This is a genomic window from Roseobacter phycocola, from assembly GCF_042055075.2.
Taxonomy (GTDB): Bacteria; Pseudomonadota; Alphaproteobacteria; order Rhodobacterales; family Rhodobacteraceae; genus Roseobacter.
The window spans coordinates 3,538,981-3,565,682 of record NZ_CP194010.1; the positions used below are offsets into that span (position 1 = coordinate 3,538,981).

Annotated in this window: 23 protein-coding genes, 1 tRNA gene and 1 pseudogene; 14 read left to right on the plus strand and 11 right to left on the minus strand. The window is 58.5% G+C overall.

Features of this window, described 5'->3' with window-relative positions; all coding sequences use genetic code 11:
- Nucleotides 1-112: 112 nt before the first annotated feature.
- From fliF to fliP, 4 genes are read left to right on the plus strand one after another with little or no spacing between them, the layout of a single operon-like run.
- Nucleotides 113-1,735: a flagellar basal-body MS-ring/collar protein FliF gene (fliF, locus tag AB4K19_RS17555; RefSeq protein WP_375229555.1), complete on the plus strand. Its 1,623-nt coding sequence runs from the start codon at nt 113-115 to the stop codon at nt 1,733-1,735.
- Nucleotides 1,735-2,334, plus strand: a complete 600-nt coding sequence (locus AB4K19_RS17560) for an ABC transporter ATP-binding protein (RefSeq protein ID WP_375229556.1) — start codon at nt 1,735-1,737, stop codon at nt 2,332-2,334. Before fliF ends, AB4K19_RS17560 begins: the two co-directional genes overlap by 1 nt.
- Complete coding sequence (locus tag AB4K19_RS17565; protein ID WP_375229557.1) at nt 2,327-2,620, plus strand: FliM/FliN family flagellar motor switch protein; 294 nt, start codon at nt 2,327-2,329, stop codon at nt 2,618-2,620. Before AB4K19_RS17560 ends, AB4K19_RS17565 begins: the two co-directional genes overlap by 8 nt.
- A gap of 7 nt (nt 2,621-2,627) precedes the next feature.
- Nucleotides 2,628-3,359: a flagellar type III secretion system pore protein FliP gene (fliP, locus tag AB4K19_RS17570; RefSeq protein WP_375229558.1), complete on the plus strand. Its 732-nt coding sequence runs from the start codon at nt 2,628-2,630 to the stop codon at nt 3,357-3,359.
- A 327-nt stretch (nt 3,360-3,686) separates the two neighbouring features.
- Here fliP and AB4K19_RS17575 read toward each other — a convergent pair.
- The 6 genes and pseudogenes from AB4K19_RS17575 to AB4K19_RS17600 all read right to left on the minus strand — a co-directional run.
- Nucleotides 3,687-4,147: pseudogene (locus AB4K19_RS17575) on the minus strand (IS3 family transposase); the annotation flags it as partial.
- Between the two features lie 63 nt (nt 4,148-4,210).
- Nucleotides 4,211-5,314: a flagellar basal body P-ring protein FlgI gene (locus AB4K19_RS17580; RefSeq protein WP_375229559.1), complete on the minus strand. Its 1,104-nt coding sequence runs from the start codon at nt 5,312-5,314 to the stop codon at nt 4,211-4,213.
- On the minus strand, nt 5,311-6,315 hold the full coding sequence (locus tag AB4K19_RS17585; protein ID WP_375229560.1) for a flagellin: 1,005 nt from the start codon (nt 6,313-6,315) through the stop codon (nt 5,311-5,313). The genes AB4K19_RS17580 and AB4K19_RS17585 overlap by 4 nt, the downstream gene beginning before the upstream one ends.
- Nucleotides 6,316-6,318: 3 nt before the next feature.
- Entirely contained in the window at nt 6,319-7,764 is a 1,446-nt protein-coding gene (gene flgK / locus AB4K19_RS17590; protein WP_375229561.1) for a flagellar hook-associated protein FlgK, read from the minus strand.
- Nucleotides 7,765-7,804: 40 nt separating this feature from the next.
- Entirely contained in the window at nt 7,805-9,133 is a 1,329-nt protein-coding gene (locus tag AB4K19_RS17595) for a flagellar hook protein FlgE (protein ID WP_375229562.1), read from the minus strand.
- 100 nt (nt 9,134-9,233) lie between these two features.
- Nucleotides 9,234-10,064 (minus strand): flagellar motor protein MotB, encoded by an 831-nt coding sequence (locus AB4K19_RS17600; protein WP_375230924.1) that lies wholly within the window; start codon nt 10,062-10,064, stop codon nt 9,234-9,236.
- Nucleotides 10,065-10,198: 134 nt separating this feature from the next.
- Here AB4K19_RS17600 and AB4K19_RS17605 point away from each other — a divergent pair, with 134 nt between their 5' ends.
- Complete coding sequence (locus AB4K19_RS17605) at nt 10,199-11,419, plus strand: MFS transporter (protein ID WP_375229563.1); 1,221 nt, start codon at nt 10,199-10,201, stop codon at nt 11,417-11,419.
- A 2-nt stretch (nt 11,420-11,421) separates the two neighbouring features.
- Here AB4K19_RS17605 and trhO read toward each other — a convergent pair whose 3' ends face one another.
- A complete protein-coding gene (gene trhO, locus AB4K19_RS17610) occupies nt 11,422-12,309 on the minus strand; it encodes an oxygen-dependent tRNA uridine(34) hydroxylase TrhO (protein ID WP_436398448.1) in 888 nt (295 codons plus the stop codon).
- A gap of 127 nt (nt 12,310-12,436) precedes the next feature.
- Between trhO and pncA the strand changes: the two genes are divergently transcribed.
- From pncA to AB4K19_RS17625, 3 genes are all read left to right on the plus strand, one after another.
- Nucleotides 12,437-13,033 carry a bifunctional nicotinamidase/pyrazinamidase gene (gene pncA, locus AB4K19_RS17615; RefSeq protein WP_375229564.1) on the plus strand — a complete coding sequence of 199 codons (597 nt, stop codon included), beginning with the start codon at nt 12,437-12,439 and terminating at the stop codon, nt 13,031-13,033.
- A 162-nt stretch (nt 13,034-13,195) separates the two neighbouring features.
- Nucleotides 13,196-14,488, plus strand: a complete 1,293-nt coding sequence (gene pncB, locus AB4K19_RS17620; RefSeq protein ID WP_375229565.1) for a nicotinate phosphoribosyltransferase — start codon at nt 13,196-13,198, stop codon at nt 14,486-14,488.
- An 11-nt stretch (nt 14,489-14,499) separates the two neighbouring features.
- Nucleotides 14,500-15,417, plus strand: coding sequence for an aminotransferase class IV (locus AB4K19_RS17625; RefSeq protein ID WP_375229566.1), 918 nt, complete (start codon nt 14,500-14,502; stop codon nt 15,415-15,417).
- A 19-nt stretch (nt 15,418-15,436) separates the two neighbouring features.
- Here the strand turns inward: AB4K19_RS17625 and AB4K19_RS17630 are convergent, their stop codons facing one another.
- The 3 genes from AB4K19_RS17630 to AB4K19_RS17640 all read right to left on the minus strand — a co-directional run bounded on the left by AB4K19_RS17630 (nt 15,437) and on the right by AB4K19_RS17640 (nt 16,835).
- A complete protein-coding gene (locus tag AB4K19_RS17630) occupies nt 15,437-15,829 on the minus strand; it encodes a hypothetical protein (protein ID WP_436398450.1) in 393 nt (130 codons plus the stop codon).
- Between the two features lie 18 nt (nt 15,830-15,847).
- Complete coding sequence (locus tag AB4K19_RS17635; RefSeq protein WP_375229568.1) at nt 15,848-16,213, minus strand: hypothetical protein; 366 nt, start codon at nt 16,211-16,213, stop codon at nt 15,848-15,850.
- 536 nt (nt 16,214-16,749) lie between these two features.
- Nucleotides 16,750-16,835, minus strand: a tRNA-Leu gene (locus tag AB4K19_RS17640).
- Between the two features lie 173 nt (nt 16,836-17,008).
- Here AB4K19_RS17640 and AB4K19_RS17645 point away from each other — a divergent pair.
- Nucleotides 17,009-17,992: a complex I NDUFA9 subunit family protein gene (locus AB4K19_RS17645; protein WP_436398451.1), complete on the plus strand. Its 984-nt coding sequence runs from the start codon at nt 17,009-17,011 to the stop codon at nt 17,990-17,992.
- Here AB4K19_RS17645 and AB4K19_RS17650 read toward each other — a convergent pair.
- Complete coding sequence (locus AB4K19_RS17650; RefSeq protein WP_375229570.1) at nt 17,989-18,792, minus strand: undecaprenyl-diphosphate phosphatase; 804 nt, start codon at nt 18,790-18,792, stop codon at nt 17,989-17,991. The two genes, AB4K19_RS17645 and AB4K19_RS17650, sit on opposite strands and share 4 nt — an antisense overlap.
- Nucleotides 18,793-19,014: 222 nt before the next feature.
- Between AB4K19_RS17650 and AB4K19_RS17655 the strand changes: the two genes are divergently transcribed.
- The 5 genes from AB4K19_RS17655 (at nt 19,015) to gltB (ending at nt 26,676) form a co-directional block, all read left to right on the plus strand.
- Nucleotides 19,015-20,448, plus strand: a complete 1,434-nt coding sequence (locus AB4K19_RS17655; protein ID WP_375229571.1) for an NAD(P)-dependent oxidoreductase — start codon at nt 19,015-19,017, stop codon at nt 20,446-20,448.
- Nucleotides 20,449-20,623: 175 nt separating this feature from the next.
- A complete protein-coding gene (locus AB4K19_RS17660; RefSeq protein ID WP_375229572.1) occupies nt 20,624-21,241 on the plus strand; it encodes a hypothetical protein in 618 nt (205 codons plus the stop codon).
- Complete coding sequence (locus AB4K19_RS17665; protein ID WP_375229573.1) at nt 21,234-21,668, plus strand: GFA family protein; 435 nt, start codon at nt 21,234-21,236, stop codon at nt 21,666-21,668. Before AB4K19_RS17660 ends, AB4K19_RS17665 begins: the two co-directional genes overlap by 8 nt.
- The gene (locus tag AB4K19_RS17670; RefSeq protein ID WP_375229574.1) at nt 21,665-22,144 is read left to right on the plus strand and encodes a GFA family protein; all 480 of its coding nucleotides are present in this window, start codon (nt 21,665-21,667) and stop codon (nt 22,142-22,144) included. The genes AB4K19_RS17665 and AB4K19_RS17670 overlap by 4 nt, the downstream gene beginning before the upstream one ends.
- Nucleotides 22,144-26,676: a glutamate synthase large subunit gene (gene gltB / locus AB4K19_RS17675; RefSeq protein ID WP_436398453.1), complete on the plus strand. Its 4,533-nt coding sequence runs from the start codon at nt 22,144-22,146 to the stop codon at nt 26,674-26,676. Before AB4K19_RS17670 ends, gltB begins: the two co-directional genes overlap by 1 nt.
- The last annotated feature ends 26 nt before the right edge of the window (nt 26,677-26,702 follow it).

The following is a 26,702-nucleotide window of genomic DNA, read 5'->3' on the forward strand; positions in this document are numbered from 1 at the left end:
TCTTTGATGTAGAAATTCGTTATAGACGCGATTGCACTAACCGATTGTTAAGCCAGATCGTTCAAAGTTGTCGCCATCGCCGGGCAGAACGTCCGGTCTGACGGAGGTTAACGTGCAGCAAGTATTGTCTGTCTGGACAGGACTATCGATTAAGCGGCAGATCATTGTGGGTCTTGCCACCGTTGCAATGTTTTTTGCTGTTCTGGCAATGTCACGAATGGCGTCCGCGCCAACTATGACGTTGCTGTATGCCGGACTTGAGAATGGCGCCGCGGGTGATGTTGTCCGGGCGCTGGAGCAGCGTGGGGCAGTTTTTGAGGTGCGCGGCGGGTCGATTTTCGTTGACGCAAAAGAGCGCGACCAGCTGAGAATGACGCTCGCAAGCGAAGGTTTGCCCGCAAATTCAAGCCGGGGTTACGAGCTTCTTGATACCCTTTCCGGTTTTGGGACCACATCGCAGATGTTTGACGCTGCCTACTGGCGCGCCAAAGAAGGTGAACTCGCCAGGACGATCGTTTCCAGCCCGCACATTGCAATGGCAAGGGTTCACATAGCCAGTACGGGATCAAACCCATTTCAGAGAGGTGTTACGCCGAAAGCGTCGGTGGCGGTGAATCCGGCGGGCGCGGCAATTACAACGCAGCAGGCAAAGGCAATCAGATTTCTGGTTTCTTCTGCTGTTGCGGGGCTGGCCGCAGAGGATGTCGCGGTCATTGATTCCAACGGAACCTTGATTGGAACAGCGGATGAAGCGGCTCCGACAGTAGGCGGAGAAGATCGCGCGCAAGTGCTTCGTGACCGCGTGCAGCGACTTCTCGAAGCACGGGTTGGTTTTGGAAATGCAGTTGTCGAAGTCAGCGTCGACACGGTTACGGAAAGTGAAGCGATCCGTGAACGGATTTTTGACCCCGAAGGCCGGGTCGCGATCAGTACCGATACTGAAGAGCGTAACAACACGTCAAATGAAGCCGGGGGCGGCGACGTAACCGTGGCGTCGAATCTGCCAGATGAGGAAGGTGGCACCGGAGAAAACTCCTCTTCGCAAAACAGCGAAACGCGAGAACGGGTTAACTATGAAGTCTCGGAAACCGAGCGGGAAATTGTCCGGGCCCCGGGCGCCATAAAGCGTCTGACCGTTGCCGTACTGGTGAACGACGTGGCCTCGCCTGACCCAGCCGGTGGCCAGACTTTTGAGGCGCGGGATCCGGAAGAGATGGATGCCCTGAGGGACCTTGTAGCATCGGCTGTCGGTTTTGACGAAGCGCGGGGAGACGTAATCACCATAAAGTCTATGGCCCTGCAAAGCGTTTCACCCCAGGGAACGGCAGCGGGCACATCCCTCGTTGACGGGCTGAACATCGATCTCATGTCCGCTATCCAAATGGCAATTCTTGCGGTTGTTACACTTATCCTCGGACTTTTTGTTGTTCGCCCGCTTCTTTCAGCAGCGCCAGCGAACCAGACGCCGGAAGAACCTGCAGCCTTGCCACCCGCCACCGACGCAGCTGAGGCCGGAGGGCTCAATGGCGAAGTGACGTCTGAGGAATTTGAACTGCCCGATTTGCCGGTAATTTCAGACTTTGGTGATGAGAACGGTGGTTTGCCGGAGATCAACATGGCCGGCGGCATGTCCGATGATCCGGTTGAGAGACTGAGAAATATGATTGGTGAGCGTCAGGAAGAAACTGTCGAGATACTTCGGACCTGGCTTGAGGACAAAGAGGAGAGCGTCTGATGTCAGTTTCACACAGGTACAGGAATTTTGGCAGCTCGAACCGAACGGAACCGTCCGGAGCGCCGGAGAGTGATGATCAGATAGAGCAGGACAAACTGGCGGCATTTGAGGCGGGTTACCAGGCAGGCTGGGATGATTCAACAAAGGCGCAGTCAGATAACAGAGACAAAATCAGCAGTGACTTTGCTCGCAGCCTCCAGGAAATGTCTTTCACTTACCATGAAGCCCTGGCGAAGCTCACACTGTCTCTGAAACCGGTCATGTCCGAAATTATCGACCGGCTGCTCCCCGCAATGGTGGCGCAGTCTCTCGGCGGTCACATTCTGGAGCAAATTGAGGCACTCCTCAAAGAAAGTATCTCTCAACCGGTGGAGATTGTTGTCGCGCCGCATAACGTGGAAGCGATCAAAGATTTTGCAGACGGAAAGATTGAACCTCCTTTTGAGGTGGTGGGTGACACATCAGTTGCGGAAGGGCAGGCGTTTGTGCGGATCGGATCAGAAGAGCAGGAAGTTGATATCAGCGGCGTGGTCTCCGCGATTTCAGAAGCCCTGAACGCATTTTTCCACGAAGCTCAAAAGGAGCAGGCCAATGACTGACGCTGCCGAACCACAGCAGGATACGATGAACAACAGCAGTCCGTTCACGTCTGTCCCCATCGAAGTGACAGTCTGCGTCGGTAAAGCGCGACCGCTCATTCGGGAACTCGTAAATCTGGGTGAAAATGCTGTTCTCACGCTCGATAAATCTGTGGAAGACCCGGTTGAACTTTATGTTGGCGACCGGATGATTGCGCGGGGAATGCTCGAAGAGCAGGAAGGTGAAGGAGCCGGACAACTGGTCGTCCGGCTGACCGAAGTAATAGACCGCCGCTCCGGATCCTGATCAAGGAATGAAAGCACTAATACCAGTCTTTCTGTTTGGATTTCTGTTGCTGACATCAGGCCCGTTGGCAGCTCAGGACATATCTTTGTCACTTGGTGACGACGGATCAGTCAGCGCGCGCACCATCCAGCTTTTCGCTTTGATCACGGTCCTCAGCCTCGCTCCGGGGCTGGCAATAATGGTTACCTGCTTTCCCTTCCTGATTACCGTCCTTTCGATACTGCGACAAGCAATTGGTCTGCAACAATCGCCGCCAAACATGTTGATCGTGAGTTTAGCTCTGTTTCTGACTTACTTCATCATGGAGCCGGTTTTTGTCGAGGCCTGGTCCAGTGGGCTGTCTCCACTCTCAAAAAATGAGATTGATGTGGAAACCGCGTTTACTCGAACACTCGAACCATTTCGGGTCTTTATGGCAGCACGGCTCGACCCGGATACTTTTTATGCGATGGCCGAACTCAGGCCGGATACCCTGGCGGAAACGCCAACTGCTGAAGCCTCGCTGTCGGTGTTGATACCCAGTTTTTTATTGTCCGAGATTTCTCGGGCATTCCAGATTGGATTTCTGATTTTCCTGCCGTTTCTGATTATCGATTTGGTTGTTGCCGCAGTGTTGATGTCCATGGGTATGATGATGGTACCACCGGTAATTGTATCTTTACCTTTTAAGTTAGCATTTTTCGTTTTGGCAGATGGTTGGAGCCTGATCGCGGGAAGCCTCGTTCGCAGCTATTTTTGACTTCAAAGATTCTTTTTTGGTATTTTGAATCTTCGTAAATGAGTATTTTCTGAATTCCGATTTTGCTGCTGGCAAATTCACTTGGTTAGAACCCATTTGCATTCGCTCGAGTGCATGTTTCTCGACACAACGACGAGCGATGGAAATTTCTGATCTCTTTTGGTTGACGTACGCGCAGATGGCGCGTCTCATACCTTGGATTCCTAAAGCGTCACATGAAAGACAGTTGCCTGCTGAACAGAAATTCCTTGATTTGCTGCACAAGCCTACGTTGGCTTGATGCGCCGAAGGAATGCGGCCTTCACAAGACGATTTACAACCGCCGAAAAACTTAGAGCACTGCTGCGTTAGTTCGATCAAGTCGACAATCTGACGGTCTTCGCCATTACGTCCGACTGGTATCCGCCTTTGCGTGGACCGAAGCTGCCTCAAGACGCATTAATCACGACGCTCACAGATTTGGAACCTGATCGGCACATGGTTAAAACAAGGGCGAAGGTGTACCGAGCTCGGTAGTTTGCCCCTACCGGCCCCCGACAGGACCAGCTTATCCAGCGTCAGATCCGATTCTGCGCGACGAAACAGATCATTCTCTGTCTGAAGCCGTTGCAATTCTTTCAGTTGGTCGGTTCCGAGTCCGGCATTGTGCTTACGCAGCGATTTAATGTCTGTTCGCTAATTTGTACCCGCCTGATCGCATCAATCCGCGGCACTCCTTGGCCATATTGCACCTCAACCTGCCGTAACTTCGTGACAATCTCCTCCGGCTTTTGTCGCTTGATTGCCATTACTTATCTTCCGGTCCCTAACTATAGGTGCGGACCAACTCAGTGTTGGGCGATCCCAAGGTGCTACCTGACAATGAACTCAGCATGCAAAGCACCAGCCGCTTTTATGCTTTTCAGTATATCTATCATATCTCTGGGCGACACACCCAGGGCGTTCAACCCGGTGATAACCTCAGAAAGTGACGTACCCGTCGGAACCTCGGCAAGCCCGATTCCGGGTTCTTCTTCGATGTCAGCTCTGGTCCGGGGGACTACAACCGTTTCTCCTTCTGCAAATGGATTTGGCTGAACAGCTATCGGAGCTTCCTGTATCCTCAGGGTCAGGTTGCCCTGAGACACTGCCACGCGGCTTATGCGAACGTCTTCACCCATTACGATTGTTCCTGACCGCTGATCGACAACGACGCGCGCTTTCCTTTCAGGCAGTACTGAAATGTTCTCAATACGGCCAAGTGCATGTGCTACCGACACCATCTGAGTTTGCGTGACGTCGAGTTGCACGGTGCCGGAGTCAAGCATGAAGGCGACCGGGCGCCCGAAATCATTGTTTATAGCAGTTTCAATTCTTGCCGCAGTCGTGAAATCTGCATCCCTCAACGCCAGCCTGACGTTTGAAAGACTGGACAATTCAAACTCGATTTCTCTTTCAACACGTGCGCCGGACGGAATGACGCCTGCTGTCGGAACTCCTTGCGTTACGGTCGCGCCTTCACCCTCTGCAACCGCACCTCCAGCGATGATTGTGCCCTGCGCTACCGCATAGATTTGACCATCTGCGGCGTTCAGCGGGGTCATAACAAGAGTGCCGCCAAGAAGACTGCTCGCGTCACCGATAGCCGACACAGTAACGTCGACCTGAGAGCCTCCGCGAGCGAAGGGCGGTAATGAAGCTGTTACGAAAACTGCGGCAACATTTTTCGGCCGGAACTGTTCGCCTGTGACGTTGACTCCCAGTCTCTCCAAAATATTGGCCATGATTTCTTCGGTGAAAGGAGAGTTTCTGAGACCATCTCCGGTCCCGTTCAGCCCGACAACCAATCCGTATCCAACCAGGTCATTCCCCCGCACTCCGTCAAATTCTACAAGATCCTTGATCCTGACCGGATTAGCGGTGACGGAACTCACCATGAAAAGGATACAAAAGAATGCGGATAGAAAAATTCTCATAGGAAATTCACCAGTGAAAGTTGAGCGTTGCGCGCGGTGACTGAGTAGAGGCTCTGCAGATAGAACTGGACATTCTCAAGTTCGGTCGCTGTTTCGAACGGGTCGACTGCAAGCAGGTTATTGCGCGCGAATTCCAGACTTGTTTCCTCTGCTTCGTTTCGTGCTGAGATCATCTCGATGCGTTCTTCGGTGAAGCCAATCCGGGACCGCAAGGCGGTTATTTCATCCTGGTTTGCCTGGAGCCCCTCGCCGGTCATGAGAAAGAGATCCGATTGTGCCGGAACATCCAGCGCCAGAGCCGGATCATTGCCGAGAGCCGCGAGCGTCGTGTGCATCAGAAGATTCTTGATGGCATCGTCATTTGCTTTCACATCGAGAGTCAGTCTTTCTGTCTCTGACAAAATGAAGGGGGCGACGGCGGTATTGGATCCCGCATAGATTAGTGTGTCAAATCCTGCCGGATCCGCGAACCATGTTTCTGCCGCTGCCAGCATGTCAGCCGGTGTTGCGAGGCCCGCAACGATCGGCCGAACGGCATCGATCAGCTCCTGCGCATCAGGCAGAGGCAAACGATCAGTGGCAATGCCGCCAAAAAGAGTACGGCCGGCAACCTGAGTATTGATTGACTTGATCATCCCATCCAGCTGAACGGCAGCATTTTCGGACGGATTGCCTGATACGACCCCGATTGGCCCCCCTCCCACAAGCAGGAGGTCGATCCCGAGATCACCACCGAGTTCCTGTGACTTTTCGAGGGCAACCTGCATAGCAGCCGTTGTATATGCTGCCTCGGTCGTGGCCACTGAGTACCCTTCAAGTACTTCAATGGAACGTTCGAGACCGGTGAGGTAACTGTGGTTACCGGCCAACACCTGTTTCACGTCCGCTACCCGCCCGCTGGACAATTCATCTGTCAGCCGGAACAGGTCATTGCGCAGCGATACACTGCGGCGCTGCATCATAAAGGAATTCGACAGATCGCCGATTGAGACGGAGCTCATTGCTTAAATCCTCAGAATTGTTTGCATCATTTCATCAGCTGCTTCGATCATCCGAACATTTGCAGCGTAGCTTTGCTCAACAACCAGCAGGCGCTGGAGCTCTTTGTCGGTGTCCACGCCTTCGGTCAGGGTGAGCATCGTGAGTTCGTCAAATTGCGTCGTGGCAAAGCTCAGCTTCTGTTCCGACTGAAAACGGTCCGAGCCCAGTTGCGAGGTCAGCGCAGAAACGAGGTTAATGACCGAAAATGCACCCGCCCCGAAGTTACCCGATGCAGGGCTTCGCGCTTCTGTGAGCACGTCGCTCATCGATTGAAGCAGGCGTGAATCTCCAACTTCTCCGGGCACGGCTGCATTCATACCGTCGCGAATGCGCCATGCCTCACCGCCCTGACGCTCATCTACGGCAGCATTTATCTCCAGTCTGCTGGAAATCCCGAGCTCGTTCAGCGGATCAAACGCGACCCCCTCATCCGTAAACAAACCGGGATCTCCGGCTATCAGTGTTGGGTCTACAGCCGGGTCCTGAAATCTCTCGATCAGATCTCTTGCGACAGCATCCAGTTTTTCCTGAGCCTCAACCGCGAGCTCATCCCGGATTTCAAACTGTGCTCCAAGTGATCCACCCCCAAGCGTTCCCCGCTCGCTGCTGATGTCAATCGAGATGCCGTTTATCGTAAGGCCGGATAAGGTGCCGGCACCAACGCTCATATATGCAGTTACCTGATTGACGGGCGTGAATTCAACTTCGGCGGCACTCCCGTCAAGCAGGATCGCGCCGCCGGTGGAATATAGAGCAATTTGGCCATTATCGCGGGGCACCTGCCGGACAGGCACCATGGCACTGATCTCATCGACCAGTGCCTGGCGTGTGTCCTGCAAAGCCGACGTATCACCGCCCACGATAATTGTCCGGGTGATCCGGTTGTTGAGTTCTTTGACATTCGCAAGCGACGTGTTCAGCCGTGCGACTTGGGTATTTATTGTACTGTCAGCATCACTGCGGGACTGTTGCAGGCTCTCTGATGCCCCTGATATCAGCGACGCAAGATCGCGGGCTGCATTGACAACTCCGGTCAGACGTTCGGGTGCATCAGGGCGGCTGGCCGCTGTAATCAGCGAGCTTTCGAATTCCGCGATCCGGGCTGACAGCGAGTTTTCTTCGTCCGGCGTTCCCAGCACATTTTCGTACCGGGAGAGAAAATCTGTACGGACTGTTGAGTTTTCAAAGGAAGCGCTCGACAGCCGCAGGTCTGCCAGCAAACCAGGGTTCACGTTGCGCACAATTCCATCGACGCTGACCCCACCAAGTTCTGATGATGACAGTGAAAGGCCGCGGACGCCATAGCCGGGTGTCATCGCGTTTGCGATGTTGGCGGAAATGACTTCGGATGACCGCCCGGAAGCGGTCAGGCCTGACATTGCGTTGGACAGTGCCGATGAAATTGACATAGCGGTTTCTCCTGGAAGCCGGGTTAATCAAACGCCGGCGTCAGCGTTTGATGTTCGTTGTTTCCTGCAGCATCTCATCGACAGTCTGGATCACTTTGGCGCTTGAGGAATATGCGCGCTGCGTCTTGATCATGTCGGTAAGTTCACCTGCTACGTCAGTGGTTGATTCCTCTCTGGCGAAGGAAACGATATCACCGGTCGGTCCGTCACCCGCGTCCCACAGGAAGAAAGACCCACTTTGACGCGAAGGCAGATAGGTCTGGCTGTCGAACGCCTGCAGACCGTTCGGGTTCGGCACATTGATCAGTGGAACCTGATAAATTGTCCGGATTTCGCCTGTATCAAACGAAGCGCGCACAAAGCCGTTGGCGTCGACATCGACACCGACAAAGTTACCGATCGCCGAGCCATCCTTGGTTACCGAAATCGGTGCGAAGTTATAGGAAAGCTGTGACAGCCCTTCGTTATCTCCGATTGCACCGATATCAATTTCGATCGGCCCGGCGGCAACGTTGATTGTGAGCAGACCGGTTGTACCGTCATAGGCTGCACTGCCGCCCGCCGGAACAGTGGGCGATGGCGTCACTGTTGCGAGACTGCCGCCGCCAACGCGTGCGTCTGTGAATGTCAGTTCATATTCGCCGATAATTGTCCCCGGATCTGTGGAGTCATACATACGCATGGTCCAGCGGTTCGTCGCGGGGTCCGTCGGGAGGGCAGGCACGTCCGGTTCGAAAGTGATGTTCACACTTTGAGACGTGCCGAGGTTGTCAAAATATTCGACTGAAATCTGCTCGGTTACGCCGGCAGAATCAGCTTCGGTTGAAGTAGCAGGCAGGTTGATGCCCAGGGACATATTGGTTGTCGGGTTTCCGGCCAGCTGACCGGTGTTAATCCGGACCGGCTCAAGACCATCTGCAGTATCGCGCGGATACGGCGGGATAGTCCCGTCGTTGGCGGCCGGCCAGCCCATGAGAACCAGACCGGACTGGGATGTAAGATAGCCCTCGGAATCGGTCCGGAATGATCCTGTCGTGGTCAGAAACATCGGCGCATCTGCGCCGGCGGTCTGTACCTGTGCTGCCTGTGCTACGGGCAGCATACCACCACCGCGTACCGCGAGATCCGTTGCATTGGACGTCGAGACGAGCGTTCCGCGTTCGTCAATCAGACGCTGTGTGTTCGCCCGGACACCACCGGCAGCGTAGGAACCGCCACCCCCTGAAAGCACCATGGACTCAAAATCGGTTTCAACCCGCTTGTAGCCGAAGGTTGAGGAGTTCGCGATATTGTCTGAAATAGAAGCCAATCGCTGAGCATTTGTCTGCAACCCTGCAACACCTGCGTTGAGCGATGATGAAATGGACATGAGCACGCCTTTCTGATGTGAGATCCAAGTCCCACATCAGATAGACACCGCCACTTAACACCGCGCTAACAGATAAAATGCGTTGTATTTCTGTCTCAGATCATCGCAGCAACACGATCTCGACGCGCTCGTTACGGGCTGCCATCGGATTGTTCACAACCAGTTCCCGGTCGGCGTGGCCCGTTACGCGCTGAATGCGTTCTGCCGCAACACCTTCCCGTTCAAGGATATTCCGTGTCAGATCTGCGCGGCTTGCCGACGTATCCCAGACAGGGTTCTGTGCGACAACCAGCGGGAATGCCCGGACGTGACCACCCACGGCGATCGGGTTCTTCACCGCCTGACTGACTCCCGCCACCAGAGACACAAGATCATCAAGAAGCTGCGTGGGCTCTGCCGTGCCGCTGGAGAACAGAGGCGCATTTTCCCGGGAAAAGAGCTCGATCACGAGACCTTCGTCGGTAATACGCGTCACAATGTGTTTGAGCAGATTGTCCATGACTTCGGACTCGCCGCCGCGCCCCAGCAGATCCGCGATCAGAGCCTCAAAGTCCTGATCGGACTGCTCCTGCCCGCCGTCAGGCGCCATGCCTGTATCGCCGCGGGACTGCTGTTTCTGCGTCGCATGTTCCTGCGATGCGCCCAGCCCGCTTTGCGGCAGCGTTTCCTCAGAGAACATGCTGTCGCCACCAAAAGACCCGTCGCCACCGCCGGATACGCGGTTGATCGGAACGGTCGGCGAGAAGTAATCCGCCAGACCAGACCGTTGTTGCTCGGTTGTTGCGTTCAGCAACCACATCATCATAAAGAACGCCATCATCGCGGTAACAAAGTCGGCGTAAGCCACTTTCCAGGCACCACCATGGTGGCCACCCGCGATCACTTTCTTCCTTTTGATGATGATTGGTGCCAGATTGCTCTGCGCGCCCATATCTCCACCACTCATTTATTCACCCAAGGAGAGGTGTAACTCAGAAGAAGTTTCAGCGACCTTAACGCGGACGCGGTTTTCGCCGCTTGCGCAAGACACCGATCCGGGTGCAGATGGTGCCGGGAGAGACATACATGTCAGCCACAACCATCACAGACAGCAGATATTCGTGGATCCGCCTCTGTATCACCCTCGGTGCAGCACTGATCGCCAATGTCGGCATGTGGGCAATCATTGTGATCATGCCAGCGGTCGAGACGGAATTCGGTGTCGGACGGGCCGAGGCCGCGCTGCCCTATACGCTGACCATGGTCGGGTTTGCCTTGGGCAACTTCCTTATCGGGCAGGCTGTTGACCGGTTTGGTGTCACCGTGTCACTGATCGCGGCAGCTGTCGCCATCGCCTGCGGATTTGCGCTGGCCACGTACAGCACATCGATTGTTATTCTGTCGGCGGCCCAACTCGTGGTGGGCCTCGGGTCGGCCGTTGGATTTGGCCCTTTGATCGCAGACATCTCTCACTGGTTCGTCCGCCGCAGGGGGATCGCTGTGGCCCTTGTGGCGAGCGGGAATTACCTGTCCGGGGCATTCTGGCCTATGGTGCTGGCCGGCATGCTGGAGACAGGCGGCTGGCGCGACGTTTATCTGTTCATGGCGACAGTGACCCTGGTCGGGGTTATCCCGCTGGCCCTTCTGCTGAGGCCGCGTGTTCCGGAAGACGTGCAGGCACAGGCGCAGGCGCTGTCACATCAGAATGCCCGCAGCTCAGGGCTGTCCCCACGGGCATTGCAGTATCTGCTTGGCCTTGCCGGTATCGGGTGCTGTGTCGCGATGTCGATGCCTCAGGTGCATATCGTGTCCTATTGCGTGGACCTCGGCTATGGACCGGCGGTAGGTGCCGAAATGCTGGCACTCATGCTCATGGGGGGCGTGGCGTCCCGCATCGTCTCCGGTCTTGTGGCGGACCGGTTGGGCGGCGTACCGACCCTGCTGATCGGATCGGCCCTGCAGTGCCTCGCACTTTTCTTCTATCTGCCGTCGGGCGGACTTGTGTCGCTCTACCTTGTGAGCCTCATCTTCGGGCTCAGTCAGGGCGGGATCGTCCCGAGCTACGCGCTGATCGTAAGGGAATACATGCCCGCCCGCGAAGCCGGCGCCCGCGTCGGGTTTGTCATGATGGCGACCATCATGGGCATGGCGCTTGGCGGCTGGATGTCCGGCTGGATCTATGACGTTACCGGTTCATACCGTCTGGCCTTCCTGAACGGCATTGCCTGGAATGCGCTGAACATCACGATCATGCTGTGGCTCTGGCTGCGCAGCAAACCGCGCCGTCCGGCTGCAGTCGCCGCCTGACGTCAGGTCTTCCGCGCGCGGGCCAGGGCCATCTGTTTCTGGCGCTCCCGAAAGCGGTTCTTGTCCTCGTCCGAGGTCTCGTCCACGCAGTGATGACAACTCACACCGGCCTCATAGGCGGGGTGCTGGGTATCTTCGGGCAGGATCGGCCGGCGACACCCGTGGCACAGCATATGCGGCCCTTCTTTCAGGCCGTGCCCGACGCTCACCCGGTTGTCGAACACAAAACAGTCACCCTGCCAGCTGCTCTCTTCCTCCGGCACGTCTTCCAGATATTTCAGAATGCCACCCTTCAGGTGGAAAACCTCCTCGACGCCTTGACCAAGCAGGAAGTTGGTGGATTTTTCACAGCGTATGCCACCGGTGCAGAACATTGCGATCCGCTTGTTGTGGAACCTGTCTTTGTTGGCTTCCCACCAGGCGGGAAACTCACCGAAGCTCTCTGTTTTCGGGTCTATTGCACCGTCAAACGTGCCGATGGCGACCTCATAATCATTACGGGTGTCGATCACGGCGACATCCGGTGCGCTGATCAGTGCATTCCAGTCCTGCGGCTCCACATAGTGTCCGACGCGCGCGCGTGGATCCACGTCCGGCTGGCCCATCGTCACGATCTCGCGCTTCAGGCGGACTTTCATCCGGCCGAATGGCGGATGATCGCTGGTCGCCTCTTTCCATTCCAGTTCTGCGCATCCCGGCAGCGATTTCAGATGAGCAATGACCCGGTCGATGCCCGCACGTTGCCCGGCAATGGTACCGTTGATGCCTTCGCCCGCCAGCAGCAAGGTGCCCCGCACGTCTTCCCGGACACACAGGTCCAGCAAAGCAGGCTTCAGCGCAGCCGGATCATCGAATCGTGTAAAGTGGTAGAGGGCGGCGATTGTATACATGCGCGGGTGGATACGCCGATGTCCGGGGCGGGGCAAGCGGGCAGAAAACCGCACGCTACCGGTGGGACGGCATTGACCCGGTCCGGCTGGGGGCCTACCCAAAAGACAACCAGCAGGAGACCCGTTTATGAGCACCGCCCTGATTGTGATCGACGTCCAGAACGATTTCTGTCCCGGTGGCGCGCTGGCCGTGCCGGAAGGAGATCTGATCGTTGCTGGTATCAATGCACTGATGGCCGAAGCAGACGCCGTGATCCTGACCCAGGACTGGCATCCGGCCGGGCACTCCTCTTTTGCCTCGTCACATGCCGGATGCACGCCTTATGACGTGACTGAGATGCCTTATGGCCCACAGGTCCTGTGGCCGGATCACTGTATACAGGGCAGCACAGGTGCGGCGTTCCATCCTGACCTGCACACTGACCGCGCTGATATGGTCATCCGCAAGGGCTATAACCCGGCAATCGACAGTTACTCGGCGCTTTTTGAGAATGACCACACCACACCCACCGGGCTGGAAGGGTATCTGCGCACGCGCGGGATCACCGATCTGTTGATGGTGGGGCTGGCGCTTGATTTCTGTGTGAATTTTTCGGCTGTTGATGCCGCAAAACAGGGGTTCCGTGTGACCGTCCGCGAAAATCTGTGCCGCGCGATTGACCTTGATGGTTCTCTCGCAGCTGCGCGCAGTGGCATGCGCGATGCAGGTGTCGAACTGGTCTGAACGGCAACGGACCTGCGACGCGCGCCAAAATCGGGTCAGCCGGACAGAAAATCCTGAAAGAAAGAGCGCAGGCGCCTGTGATTTCGTATGAACTGATGTACCCGGGCTTGTCGTGCCTGTCCGGACCATGCACAAACTGCCTTCAGAAAGGGAGTGCGGCTGATGGTTGATATCGCGACACGCGTCTGGAACCACAAGTGGAAGATCGATCCGATTGTCAGGTCCCTGATCGACACTGATTTCTACAAACTGCTGATGTGCCAGTCAGTGTTCCGCAACAAGCCAGACACGCGCGTGACCTTCAGCCTGATCAACAGATCGAAAGATGTCCCGCTGGCCGACCTGATCGACGAGGGCGAATTGCGCGAACAGCTGGACCATATCCGGTCCCTGTCTTTGTCTCGCGGTGAAAGCACCTGGCTGCGCGGCAATACGTTTTACGGCAAGCGCCAGATGTTTCGTCCCGATTTCATGGAATGGTTTGAGCAGCTGCGCCTGCCGCCGTACCACCTGGAGCGCAAGGGGGATCAGTATGAGCTGACTTTTGAGGGCAGCTGGCCCGAAGTGATGCTTTGGGAAATACCTGCCCTTGCGGTTCTGATGGAACTGCGGGGGCGTGCTGTCCTCGACCGTATGGGCAAGTTTGAACTGCAGGTGCTTTACGCCCGCGCGATGACCCGGGTCTGGGAAAAAATCGAAGCGATGCGCGATATTCCGGACCTGTCGATTGCCGATTTCGGCACGCGCCGCCGGCACAGTTACCTCTGGCAGGACTGGTGTGTGCAGGCCATGCAGGAGGGGCTGGGCGATGCATTCACCGGCACGTCAAACTGTGCAATCGCCATGCGGCGCGAACTGGAGGCGATCGGGACAAACGCGCACGAACTGCCGATGGTCTATGCGGCCCTGGCGGAGGACGACGCAGAACTTGCACAGGCCCCTTATGACGTTCTGTCGGACTGGCACGAAGAACATGAAGGCAATCTGCGGATCATCCTGCCCGATACTTTCGGCACCGCGGGATTTCTGGAGCGCGCGCCGGACTGGCTGGCAGGCTGGACGGGTATCCGCGTCGACAGCGGCGACCCCGCCACTGCGGCAGAGCAGGCCATCGCCTGGTGGCAGACACGCGGCGAGGACCCCGGCGAAAAACGGATCATCTTCAGTGACGGCCTGGATGTGGCCAAAATCCGCGAACTGCACCGGCAGTTTGCCGGGCGCACCAATGTCTCTTTTGGCTGGGGTACGCTGCTGACCAACGATTTCCGCGGGCTCGTGCCGGACGACCGTCTTGCCCCGTTCTCGCTGGTTTGCAAGGCGGTCAGTGCAAACGGACGTCCGACAGTCAAACTCTCGGACAACCCCAACAAAGCCATGGGGCCGGCGGACCAGATCGAGCGCTACAAGCGTGTCTTCAACGTCGGGACGCAGCAGTTGCAGGACGTGATCGTCTGAAAGGAAATACCATGTCTACAGAGTCTCACACCACCCATGATTCCGACGAGGACATCCGCAACCGGGACATCAGGATCTATGTGAATGGTGAGATCGTACACCGCGATCAGGCGAAGGTATCGGTCTATGACAGTGGCTTTCTGCTGGGTGACGGTATGTGGGAGGGCATGCGTCTCTACAACGGTAAATGGGCCTTTTTTGAAGAGCACATGGACCGGTTTTTTGCCTCGTGCAAAACGGTCGCGCTGGACGTGGGCATGGACCGGGCAGGCATTCTGGATGCCCTGACGCGCACGGCAGAGGCCAACGGAATGCACACGGATGTGCATTGCCGTCTGATGCTGACGCGCGGCACCAAGGTTAAACCCTTCCAGCATCCCTCGCTCAGCCGTTCCGGCCCGACGCTGGTCATTATCATGGAGCATTCAAAGCCTGCAGCCAGTCTTCAGTCGCAGGGGATCCGGCTGGCTACCGTACCCCAGGTGCGGGGGCTCCCGATGTCACAGGACCCGAAACTGAACAGTCACTCGAAGCTGAATTGTGTGATTGCATGTCTGCAGGCCGAGGAAGCCGGCGCGGATGAGGGCCTGATGCTCGACCCGCATGGGTTCGTGAACACGACCAACGCCTGCAACTTCTTTATCGTCCGCAGGGGCGAGGTCTGGACCTCATCCGGGGACTACTGCATGAAAGGGGTCACCCGGCAAAAGGTGGTCGACCTGTGCCGTGACAATGGCATCCCTGTCTTTGAGAAAAACTATTCGCTCTACGAGGCCTACGGTGCGGATGAGGCGTTTCTGACCGGCACCTTCGGCGCGCAGACGCCGGTTGCCACGATAGACGGCCGGCAGATTGGTGATGGTGAGCGCCCGGTGACCCAGAGGATCCGGGCACTCTATCGCGACCTTGTTGCGGCGGACACGGCCTGAGGCCATGCCCTTGCCGTCGTCAGATGGCGATCACACGTTCTGTTTCGCGCAGCAGCCGCACATTGTCAGGTTTGCGGTCCGGGTTGACCACCCGCGCGCTGGAAGAACTACGCTCTGCTCCTTCGGGAAGGATAATGTGGAGCTTTTCGCTCTGGCGGCGAATGCCGACACCGGCGCGTTTGGCGACCTGATAAAGGTTTACGATCGAAGTCGACCGCGACCAGCCGGTTTTGTCTTCAATTTCCCTGCTGGTGACACCATGGATCAGGGCGCCGATCAGCCAGGCAGCGACGGTGCCCTCCTCGGGTGGGTCCATCTCGCACGCATGGCGGCGTGGCTGGACCAGTATGCGGTCCGCTTTGCGTTTGCTGAGCGCCTCGAGGCGGCGGTTGCGGGCAAGTTCTGCGTTCATTGTTAAATCCTGACCTTGTTACTCGTTTACTTTCGCGGGAATCGTTTTGGCGCCTGAGGATGATCTTTCAGGCAATGCCTGATCCCCGTCTGCGTCCGCCTGCGCACCTTCTGCTTCTGAAACAACCGGCGCACGGGTTGTATAGACGACATTTCGGGGCTCTCTGAGAAGCGACATGACGGTTACGTCACACACCAGCGTCGTCCCCACATGCCATGTCGCCGGACCAGCCGGATCGGTGCAGTCAAACAGATGGTGCACGGAAGTGTCCGGACCCGCGAAAAGACCACGGGCCACTGTGGTGTCCTGCTGCATCGTGCAGGCACAGAGCACGCCTGTCCCGGTGACAATCGCCAGCAAACCCGTGCTGTTCCTGAGGTTCATTCAGCAAACTCCCGTAGTGTGCCCCACCCAGGTTTTGCCGCCGGACCTCGCCGTCAAATGTGACGCCGGCTGAGCACAGTTATGCCACATTTCCGGCGCATTTCAAATCTGGCGCCGGGATGTCGCCCGTGTGGAAACAGTCCGGGAACCACGCCGGGGATTGGTGTCCGGGGCGGGTATGAACGGCATACCCGCATTTGGGGAAGATCGATGGGAAACCCGGATTAATAACGGCATTTCAGGGCATTAAGATGAATCGCTGATGGTCAGCGCAGCGACTTCTCTCATGCCGGGAAATCTGCGCGAATCATGGCGGCGGTTTACAGGTTTGTCCTGTTGGTCTGCCATGCCCGGGCTTATGAGCTCGGGCGGGAATGTGCCCAAATCATGTCCGGGCGACGCGACGGTTGATCCCTGACCAGAGTGTTCGTGCTCAAGGCTTTCGAAACGCGACGTGGATCTGCAGGCATCAAACGAACACGCACAGACCGGACGTGCCGGCGTCGCGTTCACTTGGCTGCATCTTTCGGGAAGAGTGGTGCCCAGGAGAGGACTCGAACCTCCACGTCCATACGGACACTAGCACCTGAAGCTAGCGCGTCTACCATTCCGCCACCTGGGCAGGTGTCGTGGACCGCCGTTTACGCAATCACCAAAAGGGTGTCAAACGGATTTTGACGGTTTCGCGGACTCTTCTGTACCAGGCCCTCGGGGCCTGCCCGCGCTGATTTGCGCCTTGTCTCAGAGGCAGCGCAATTGTACATCCAGAGAGATCACGGCACAAAGAGGCAAGCGATGTCAAAACTGGTCACAATCTATGGCGGATCCGGATTCGTAGGACGGTACATTGCGCGCCGGATGGCAAAGGCGGGTTGGCGCGTGCGTGTCGCCGTACGACGCCCCAACGAGGCGATCTTTGTGAAGCCTTACGGCGTTGTGGGCCAGGTCGAACCGGTTCTGTGCAACATTCGCGATGACGCCTCAGTGGCCGAAGTCATGCAGGGTGCAGATGCGGTCGTGAATTGCGTCGGTATTCTGGCGGAATCCGGCAAAAATGGTTTCGACGCTGTACAGGCCGATGGTGCAGAACGGGTTGCCCGCGCGGCAGCTGCGCAGGGCATCTCCAGCATGGTGCATGTCTCGGCGATCGGCGCCGATGTGGAAAGCGAAAGCGAATATGCCCGCACCAAAGCGCTGGGCGAGGCGGGTGTGCTGAAACATATGCCTGACGCCGTCATTCTGCGGCCTTCGATTATTTTCGGACCGGAGGATCAGTTCTTCAACCGTTTTGCGTCCATGACGCGGATGGGCCCTGCGCTGCCGGTCGTCGGGGCCGCGACACGGTTCCAGCCGGTTTATGTGGACGACGTCGCCCGTGTGGCGGAGATGGCGCTGACGGATGCCGTGACCCCAGGTGTCTACGAACTGGGCGGCCCGGACATTGCGAGCTTCCGAGAGCTCATGCAGACAATGCTCGATGTCATTCACCGCCGGCGGATGATTGTGAATGTGCCGTTTTTTGCGGCGCGCATCATGGCTTTCGGATTTGATCTGCTCCAGACGCTGTCCCTCGGTCTTTTCACCAACTCGATGATCACCCGGGACCAGGTCAGAAATCTTACGCAGGACAATATTGTTTCTGACGATGCCCGGGGGTTCGCAGATCTCGGGATCAGTCCGGTAGCGCTTGGCTCCGTTCTGCCGGAATACCTGTGGCGGTTCCGCCCGTCCGGTCAGTACGACGCGATCAAGGAATCGGCGAAAAACCTGCGAATTTAAGAGTAGGCGTAGATCAGCAGAATAACCCCCAGCACCACGCGGTAGATCACGTATGGGGTAAAGCTGACTGTTCGGAGAAGCCGCATCATTATGACCAGGGCGAGCAGGGCTGCGGCAAAAGCAAATGCGGCGGCAATCCCGGCGTCCCGCACCAGCGCCCAGTTTGCCTGTCCTGCGACATCGAGACTCAGCAGAACACCTGAAGCTGCGATTGTCGGAATCGACATCAGCATCGACAACCGCGCTGCACTTTCACGGTCGTAGCCGAGGTGGCGGGCCGCTGTGATTGTAATGCCGGACCTCGACGTGCCGGGGATCAGCGCGAGGGCCTGGGCAAGACCCATGCCGACAGCATCCCGCAGTGTCCATTCCCGCGCGCTTTTGTTGGAAGGGCCGTTTTTGTCCGCCCAGTAGAGGATGATGCCAAAGATCAGCATGGTCCAGCCGATCACTGCGACGGAGCGGACCGCTTCATCCATGCCGGTCGCTTTTATGACAAAGCCTGCGATGATCACCGGTACCGTGGCGACGGCGAGGCAAAGCGCGAGAAAGGCGCCCTGGGTATCAACACGGCCCCGGAACAGCCGCATGGTGCCGGCAAGCGCCATGGCGACATCAGACCGGAAATACAGAATGACGGCAAACAGTGTCCCGACGTGAACAGCGACATCGATCGCCAGCCCCTGGTCCGGCGTGCCGGTCAGAGCGGGCAGCAGGGCCAGATGACCCGAAGAGCTGACGGGCAGGAATTCGGTCAGACCCTGGATTACGGCAACGACGAGAAGCTGAAAAAGTGTCACTCTTGGCGTCCTGCAAGATTGTCCCGTGCGATTGGTATAAGGGCGTGGAATCAAATGAAAAGCTTGAATTTGGGTCCGAACCGGACATAAAGTGACACTACCTCTGCACCAAGTCAGGCGTCGGGCGAAAAATTTCTTGCATATAGGTCAATAATACTGACTTTATTTATCTGACGGGTTCCCTTAAGCGGTGTGGACCAGTGATTTTGGGGGATTCTGAATATGGCTGAACAGCCGATGCTGAAATTTGTGACTGTCGAACGGGACATGCCTGAAAAGCGTGACGCGACTGTACGCAAAGAAGACTTCCGCGAAATTTACGCCGAGTACGCCGAAGCAAAGGCACAGGAGCAGTCCAGCCGCTGTTCGCAGTGCGGGGTGCCGTATTGCCAGAGCCACTGCCCGCTGCACAATAATATCCCCGACTGGCTGCGCCTGACAGCAGAAGGCCGCCTGCAGGAAGCCTATGAAGTCAGCCAAGCGACGAATACCTTCCCCGAAATCTGTGGCCGGATCTGCCCGCAGGACCGCCTGTGCGAAGGAAACTGCGTGATCGAACAGTCCGGACACGGCACTGTCACGATCGGCGCGGTCGAGAAATACATCACGGACACCGCCTGGGATAACGGCTGGGTCATGCCGATAGCGCCCCGTCAGGAACGCAGCGAAAGCGTCGGCATCATCGGCGCGGGCCCGGGTGGTCTTGCTGCGGCGGATGTCCTGCGCCGGGCTGGTGTGCAGGTCACCGTCTATGACCGCTATGACCGCGCGGGCGGGCTGCTGACCTATGGCATCCCGGGATTCAAACTGGAAAAAGACATCGTCGTGCGCCGCAACGACCAGCTGGAACAGGGCGGTGTGACCTTTGAGCTGAACACGAACGTCGGTGAAGACATCAGCTTTGCCGACCTGCGCGCAAAGCATGACGCGGTGATTATCGCCACAGGCGTCTATAAATCACGCGATCTGGAAGCGCCGGGCGTTGGTGCCGGGGGCGTTGTACGCGCGCTGGACTTCCTGACAGCCTCCAACCGCAAGAGCTTTGGCGACGCCGTTCCCGAATTCGACAGCGGTGCGCTGAATGCAGAAGGCAAACGCGTGGTGGTGATCGGCGGTGGGGACACCGCGATGGACTGCGTGCGGACATCTGTCCGGCAGGGGGCCACTTCGGTGAAATGCCTCTACCGCCGCGACCGGGCGAACATGCCGGGATCGCAGCGCGAGGTGCAGAACGCCGAAGAAGAAGGCGTGATTTTTGAATGGTTGTCCGCCCCGAGAGGGTTCACAGGTGATCCCGTCACCGGTGTGATGGTGCAGAAAATGCGCCTCGGCGCGCCCGATGCGACCGGCCGCCAGACACCGGAAGTGATCGAAGGCGCGGACTACACAGAAGACGCAGACCTGGTGATCATGGCGCTGGGCTTTGAGCCCGAAGCGCTGCCGACCCTGTGGGATCAGCCGGAGCTGCCGGTGACGCGCTGGGGCACCATCAAAGCCGAGTTCACCACAGGCGCCACGGACCTCGACGGTGTCTATGCCGTGGGGGACATCGTGCGGGGCGCGAGCCTTGTGGTCTGGGCGATCCGCGATGGGCGCGACTGTGCCGAAGCGATCCTCGAAAAGCTGGGTGCCACGGGCGCCATCGCAGCGGAATAATCCAGCGTCGGCACACCGTCGGTATCACGTCGGTGCAATGTCGGTATTACGTCGGTGCGCAGCGTACGGTGATAAATTGTTAAGGACAGGAACCATGACCCATTCCGGGAAAAGACTCAGCAGCAGACCCGCCACAGCCCTGGCGTGCGTGCTCTGTTTCTGCGCGGCCGGTGCCATGGCGCAACCCGTTGTGGCCATGCCCGAAGGCTGCACCCCGGTGGTCACCGTGCACAAAAACAACTGTGTCGCCTCGACCATCGTCGCCTGCGGCGAGGAGGGCCACCGGTCGCTGACCTACCGGCGCGGCAAGCTGTCGAGCACCAATTCCTATGACGCGGACTGGTCTTTCACCAAGTGGGAAACCCGCGGCGCGGGCGCTATGGAATTTGCCGCCGTACCGGGGACCGGGGCCGCGATGAGTGTCGCGGCGCTGAAAGCAACCGGAACCCATGAGGGCACCGGGGATTTTGTGATCAACAGCAAGGTCATCCGCAACCAGGGCTATACGCTGACCGGTTCAACGAACGCCACCGGCGAAACCGTCACCGTCAGCGGTGAAGAGTTTGCGATTTATCATGCGGACCGCGCTTTTGCCCGCAAGGGGGCGTCACAGGTCCTGACCTTTGCGGTGGACATCTACATTTCGCAGTCGCGGGATCTGGTGATTGAGGGCACCGGGTCGCGGGGTGTGAATGACATGCCGATGCAGTCCTTTGATATGACGCCGCGGGCGGTTTACGGACCGGGCGATCCGGGTTTTCTGCAGACAATGTCGGAGTTTGGCTGTGGATAAGGCACGCCGCACCATAGAAGGCCGGTGCCTGTGCGGCGCTGTGACCCTGCGCGTGGAAACAGAGAACCCGCGTCTGCGCGCGTGTCATTGCGACATGTGCCGCCAGCACACCAGCGGGGCGTTTATTTCCGTGGATACGGTGCCCGGCACGCTGGTCGTCGAGGGGCCGGCGACAAACTATCGTTCCTCTGAATGGGCCGAACGGGGGTTCTGCAGCACCTGTGGCTCCACGTTGTGGTACGGCACGGTGCATGACGGAATGCGCCATCCGGCTGCCGGTCTGTTCGACAATGCCGCGGGCGGCGAGATGAAGATGGAGTTCTTTGCCGATCAGTGCCCGCAGGGGTATCACCTGGCCGGCGATCACACCCGCCTGAGTACCGAAGAGACCATCGCCATGTTTGAAGGCGCGGAGGGTGACGCATGACCGACGCCGCCGCGAGAGAAGCGCTGATCGCGCCGCACCGGCGCACGGGCCGCCTGTCGGGCCGGTGCCTGTGCGGGGACGTGCGCATTGAGATCGACGGCAACTACGTGGCGGCCATCGGGGCCTGTCACTGTGTGATGTGCCAGCGCTGGAACGGCATGTTGTTCGGCTCTTTCGTGGCGGACACAAAAGCGGTGACGGTCACGGGGCCGGTTACCAGCTATGCGTCGTCGTCCTTTTCAGAGCGGGGCTTTTGCGCGACCTGTGGCAGTGCTGTCTGGCTGCGGGCCACTGACCCGGAAGAGACGGAGATCGAGCTTTTCCCCGGATCATTCAAAGAGGCGGCGGATTTTGTTCTGCTGTCAGAAATCTATACGGACCTCGCGCCGGATTACGCGTGCCTGAGCGGCGATCACCGCCGCCGGACACGCGCCGAAGTGCAGGCTCAACACCCTTTCGTTGAAGGAGACAACTGATGACCAGATATGATGACGCCTGGGTGGCGCGTGAGGAAGCAAAGCGCGCGTATATGGCCGAAAAGGGTCTCTATGCGACGGATGAGGAACATTCCTCCTGTGGTGTGGGTCTGGTTGTGTCCCTGGATGGCACGCGGAGCCGCAGTGTTGTCGAAAACGGTATTCAGGCGCTGAAGGCGATCTGGCACCGGGGTGCTGTGGATGCGGATGGCAAGACCGGTGACGGTGCGGGCATTCACGTGCAGATCCCGGTTGAGTTCTTTTACGACCAGGTGCGCCGTACCGGCCACGACCCGCGCGAGGATGAGATGATTGCCGTGGGTCAGGTGTTCCTGCCCCGCACGGATTTCGGCGCGCAGGAGACCTGCCGGACCATCGTGGAGACCGAGGTCCTGCGCATGGGGTATTATATTTACGGCTGGCGGCATGTGCCGGTGGACATTTCTTGCCTTGGTGAAAAAGCCAATGCGACCCGGCCCGAGATCGAGCAGATCCTTATTTCCAACGCCAAGGGTGTCGACGAGGATACCTTTGAGCGTGAGCTTTATGTGATCCGCCGCCGGATCGAAAAGGCGGCCCTGGCCGCTCAGGTGCCGACGCTTTACATCGCGTCGATGTCCTGCCGGTCGATCATTTACAAGGGCATGATGCTGGCCGAACAGGTAGCCGAATTCTATCCCGACCTGATGGACGAACGCTTTGAGAGCGCCTTTGCGATCTATCACCAGCGCTATTCGACCAACACCTTCCCGCAGTGGTGGCTGGCGCAGCCGTTCCGCATGCTGGCGCACAACGGCGAGATCAACACGCTCAAGGGCAACCTGAACTGGATGAAGAGCCACGAGATCCGCATGGCGTCCGGTGCCTTTGGCGACATGGCCGAAGACATCAAACCCATCGTGGCCAGCGGATCGTCGGACAGTGCTGCACTGGACGCCGTCTTTGAGGTGCTGGTGCGTGCCGGGCGGAATGCGCCGATGGCGAAAACAATGCTGGTGCCCGAAAGCTGGTCGAAACAGGCGGTGGAACTGCCGCAGGCCTGGCGGGATATGTATTCCTACTGCAACTCGGTGATGGAGCCCTGGGACGGTCCGGCGGCACTGGCCATGACCGACGGGCGCTGGGTCTGCGCGGGGCTTGACCGGAATGGCCTGCGCCCGATGCGCTACGTGGTGACCAACGACGGCATGCTGATCGCCGGGTCGGAAACCGGGATGGTGCCGCTTGATGAGGCGCGGGTCGTTGAAAAGGGCGCTCTGGGTCCGGGCCAGCTGCTGGCGGTGGACATGCAGGAAGGCGGTCTGTTCCACGACACCGAAATCAAGGACAAACTGGCCGCCAGCCAGCCGTTCGGGGACTGGGTCGGCAAGATCAAGGACCTGGACAGCCAGCTGGGGGGTATCACCGAAAAGCCGATGTTCGCAGGCGACGCGCTGCGCCGGAGACAGATCGCGGCGGGTTATTCCATCGAAGAGCTGGAACAGATCCTGGCTCCGATGGCCGAGGATGCCAAAGAGGCGCTGGCCTCGATGGGGGATGACACACCCTCTGCCGTGCTGTCGGGTCAGTACCGGCCGCTGAGCCACTTCTTCCGGCAGAACTTCAGCCAGGTGACCAACCCGCCGATCGACAGTTTGCGTGAATTCCGGGTGATGAGCCTGAAAACACGGTTCGGGAACCTCAAGAACGTGCTCGACGAAGACAGCAGCCAGACCGAGATCCTGACGCTCGACAGCCCGTTCATCGGCAATGCGCAGTTTGACGCGCTGGTCGGCCATTTCAACGCGGAACTGGTGGAGATTGACTGCAGCTTTGCGCCGGGTACCGGCAACCTGAGCGAAGGTCTGGAACGCATCCGCGCCGAAGCCGAAGACGCCGTGCGCTCGGGCGCCGGCCACCTGGTGCTGACAGATCAGCATTCCGGCGAGGACCGCGTGGCGATGCCGATGATCCTGGCCACCAGTGCGGTGCACAGCCACCTGACCCGCAAGGGGCTGCGGACCTTCACGTCACTGAACGTCCGCTCAGCAGAATGCGTCGACCCGCATTACTTTGCCGTTCTGATCGGTTGTGGTGCCACAACGGTCAACGCCTACCTGGCGGAGGACAGCCTGGCGGACCGGATCGACCGCGGCCTGCTGGATGTGAACCTGACCACTGCGGTTGCGCGCTATCGCAACGCGATTGACCAGGGCCTGCTGAAAATCATGGCCAAGATGGGCATCTCGGTCATCTCTTCCTATCGTGGGGGGCTCAACTTTGAGGCCGTGGGCCTGAGCCGTGCTATGTGTGCGGAATACTTCCCCGGCATGACCAGCCGCATCTCCGGCATTGGTGTCAGCGGTATCCAGCGCAAGGCCGAGGAAGTGCACGCCAAAGGCTGGAGCGGACCATCGACCGTGCTGCCCATCGGCGGCTTCTACAAGGCGCGCAAATCGGGCGAAACCCACGCCTGGGAAGCCACCTCGATGCACATGATGCAGATGGCCTGTAACCGCGCCTCTTATGAGATGTGGAAGCAGTATTCGACCAAGATGCAGAGCAATCCGCCGATCCACCTGCGCGACCTGCTGGACATCAAACCGCTGGGCAAACCGGTGCCGATTGAAGAGGTGGAAAGCATCACCTCCATACGCAAGCGTTTTGTCACGCCGGGCATGAGCCTGGGCGCGCTGTCGCCGGAGGCGCACAAGACACTGAACGTTGCGATGAACCGCATCGGCGCGAAATCAGACAGCGGCGAGGGCGGCGAAGACCCGGCGCATTTCGTGCCGGAGGCCAACGGCGACAACCCGTCGGCCAAGATCAAACAGGTCGCGTCCGGCCGGTTTGGCGTGACCGCCGAATACCTCAACCAGTGCGAAGAGCTGGAGATCAAAGTGGCGCAGGGTGCCAAGCCCGGTGAGGGCGGCCAGCTGCCCGGCATGAAGGTCACCGACCTGATTGCGCGTCTGCGCCATTCGACCAAAGGTGTGACACTGATCAGCCCGCCGCCGCACCACGATATCTATTCCATCGAGGACCTGGCGCAGCTGATCTATGACCTCAAGCAGATCAATCCGCGCTGTAAGGTGACGGTGAAACTGGTAGCGTCCTCGGGCGTTGGCACCATTGCGGCGGGCGTGGCCAAGGCCAAGGCGGATATCATCCTGATCTCGGGCCACAATGGCGGTACGGGTGCCTCGCCGGCCACATCGATCAAATACGCGGGCCTGCCCTGGGAAATGGGGCTGACCGAAGCGCACCAGGTGTTGTCGATGAACAATCTGCGCGAACGGGTGACCCTGAGGACCGATGGTGGTCTGCGCACCGGACGCGACATTGTCATGGCGGCAATGCTGGGGGCCGAGGAATACGGCATCGGCACCGCGGCGCTGATCGCGATGGGGTGTATCATGGTGCGCCAGTGCCAGTCGAACACCTGCCCGGTGGGCGTCTGCACCCAGGACGAATCCCTGCGCGAAAAGTTCACCGGTAATGCGGACAAGGTCGTCAATCTGATTACCTTCTACGCCACCGAAGTGCGGGAAATCCTGGCGCAGATCGGGGCGCGCAGCCTTGATGATGTGATCGGCCGGGCGGACCTGCTCAACCAGGTGAGTCGCGGGTCGGCACATCTGGATGATCTGGACCTCAACCCGCTGCTGATCACCGTCGATGGGGCAGCAGACATCGTTTATAACCGCGACAAGGACCGCAATGCGGTGCCCGATACACTGGACAGCCAGATTGTGCGGGACGGCAGCCGGTTCCTGGAGGACGGTGAAAAGATGCAGCTGTCTTATGCGGTGCAGAACACGCACCGGACGGTTGGTACGCGCACCTCAAGCCACATCGTGAAACGTTTTGGCATGCGCAACACGCTGCAGCCGGATCACCTGACGGTCAAACTGTCGGGCTCTGCGGGTCAGTCGCTGGGGGCTTTCGCCGCACCAGGCCTGAAACTGGAGGTGTCCGGTGATGCGAACGACTACGTGGGCAAGGGCCTGTCGGGCGGGATGATCGTTGTGCGCCCGCCGATGGCGTCGCCCATTGTTGCGGCCGAAAACACCATCATCGGCAATACGGTGCTGTATGGTGCGACCGAAGGCTATCTCTTCGCTGCGGGTCGTGCAGGCGAGCGGTTCGCCGTGCGTAACTCCGGCGCGAAGGTCGTGATCGAGGGCTGCGGGTCCAACGGGTGTGAGTATATGACCGGTGGTGTTGCAGTGATTCTGGGCGATATCGGTGCCAACTTTGGCGCAGGCATGACCGGCGGTATGGCCTATCTTTATGACCCTGAGGGCAAGGCCCCGGCGATGATGAACATGGAGACCCTGGTCACCTGTCCGGTCACGGTGGATCACTGGCTGAGCGAGCTGGAAGAGCTGCTGGAGATGCATCTGGAGGAAACCGGCAGCAGGCGCGTGGCGGATATCCTGCAGCACTGGGACAGCGAGAAGCACCACTTCCTGCAGGTTTGCCCCAAAGAGATGCTGGTGCATCTGCCCGCACCGCTGGGCACTGAGGAAACAGCCGTACCCGCCGAGTAACAGGCGGTTCACAAGCTGCCATGGCC

Excerpts from the sequence above, each read along its gene's own strand:
- AB4K19_RS17630 (WP_436398450.1), bottom strand. The coding sequence starts at position 15,829 with ATGAACGCAGAACTTGCCCGCAACCGCCGCCTCGAGGCGCTCAGCAAA.
- fliP (WP_375229558.1), top strand. The coding sequence starts at position 2,628 with ATGAAAGCACTAATACCAGTCTTTCTGTTTGGATTTCTGTTGCTGACA.
- AB4K19_RS17605 (WP_375229563.1), top strand. The coding sequence starts at position 10,199 with ATGTCAGCCACAACCATCACAGACAGCAGATATTCGTGGATCCGCCTC.
- AB4K19_RS17595 (WP_375229562.1), bottom strand. The coding sequence starts at position 9,133 with ATGTCCATTTCATCATCGCTCAACGCAGGTGTTGCAGGGTTGCAGACA.
- AB4K19_RS17560 (WP_375229556.1), top strand. The coding sequence starts at position 1,735 with ATGTCAGTTTCACACAGGTACAGGAATTTTGGCAGCTCGAACCGAACG.
- AB4K19_RS17625 (WP_375229566.1), top strand. The coding sequence starts at position 14,500 with ATGTCTACAGAGTCTCACACCACCCATGATTCCGACGAGGACATCCGC.
- AB4K19_RS17655 (WP_375229571.1), top strand. The coding sequence starts at position 19,015 with ATGGCTGAACAGCCGATGCTGAAATTTGTGACTGTCGAACGGGACATG.
- AB4K19_RS17670 (WP_375229574.1), top strand. The coding sequence starts at position 21,665 with ATGACCGACGCCGCCGCGAGAGAAGCGCTGATCGCGCCGCACCGGCGC.
- pncB (WP_375229565.1), top strand. The coding sequence starts at position 13,196 with ATGGTTGATATCGCGACACGCGTCTGGAACCACAAGTGGAAGATCGAT.
- AB4K19_RS17580 (WP_375229559.1), bottom strand. The coding sequence starts at position 5,314 with ATGAGAATTTTTCTATCCGCATTCTTTTGTATCCTTTTCATGGTGAGT.
- AB4K19_RS17565 (WP_375229557.1), top strand. The coding sequence starts at position 2,327 with ATGACTGACGCTGCCGAACCACAGCAGGATACGATGAACAACAGCAGT.
- AB4K19_RS17635 (WP_375229568.1), bottom strand. The coding sequence starts at position 16,213 with ATGAACCTCAGGAACAGCACGGGTTTGCTGGCGATTGTCACCGGGACA.
- gltB (WP_436398453.1), top strand. The coding sequence starts at position 22,144 with ATGACCAGATATGATGACGCCTGGGTGGCGCGTGAGGAAGCAAAGCGC.
- AB4K19_RS17660 (WP_375229572.1), top strand. The coding sequence starts at position 20,624 with ATGGCGCAACCCGTTGTGGCCATGCCCGAAGGCTGCACCCCGGTGGTC.
- AB4K19_RS17585 (WP_375229560.1), bottom strand. The coding sequence starts at position 6,315 with ATGAGCTCCGTCTCAATCGGCGATCTGTCGAATTCCTTTATGATGCAG.
- trhO (WP_436398448.1), bottom strand. The coding sequence starts at position 12,309 with ATGTATACAATCGCCGCCCTCTACCACTTTACACGATTCGATGATCCG.
- AB4K19_RS17645 (WP_436398451.1), top strand. The coding sequence starts at position 17,009 with ATGTCAAAACTGGTCACAATCTATGGCGGATCCGGATTCGTAGGACGG.
- flgK (WP_375229561.1), bottom strand. The coding sequence starts at position 7,764 with ATGTCAATTTCATCGGCACTGTCCAACGCAATGTCAGGCCTGACCGCT.
- pncA (WP_375229564.1), top strand. The coding sequence starts at position 12,437 with ATGAGCACCGCCCTGATTGTGATCGACGTCCAGAACGATTTCTGTCCC.
- AB4K19_RS17600 (WP_375230924.1), bottom strand. The coding sequence starts at position 10,064 with ATGGGCGCGCAGAGCAATCTGGCACCAATCATCATCAAAAGGAAGAAA.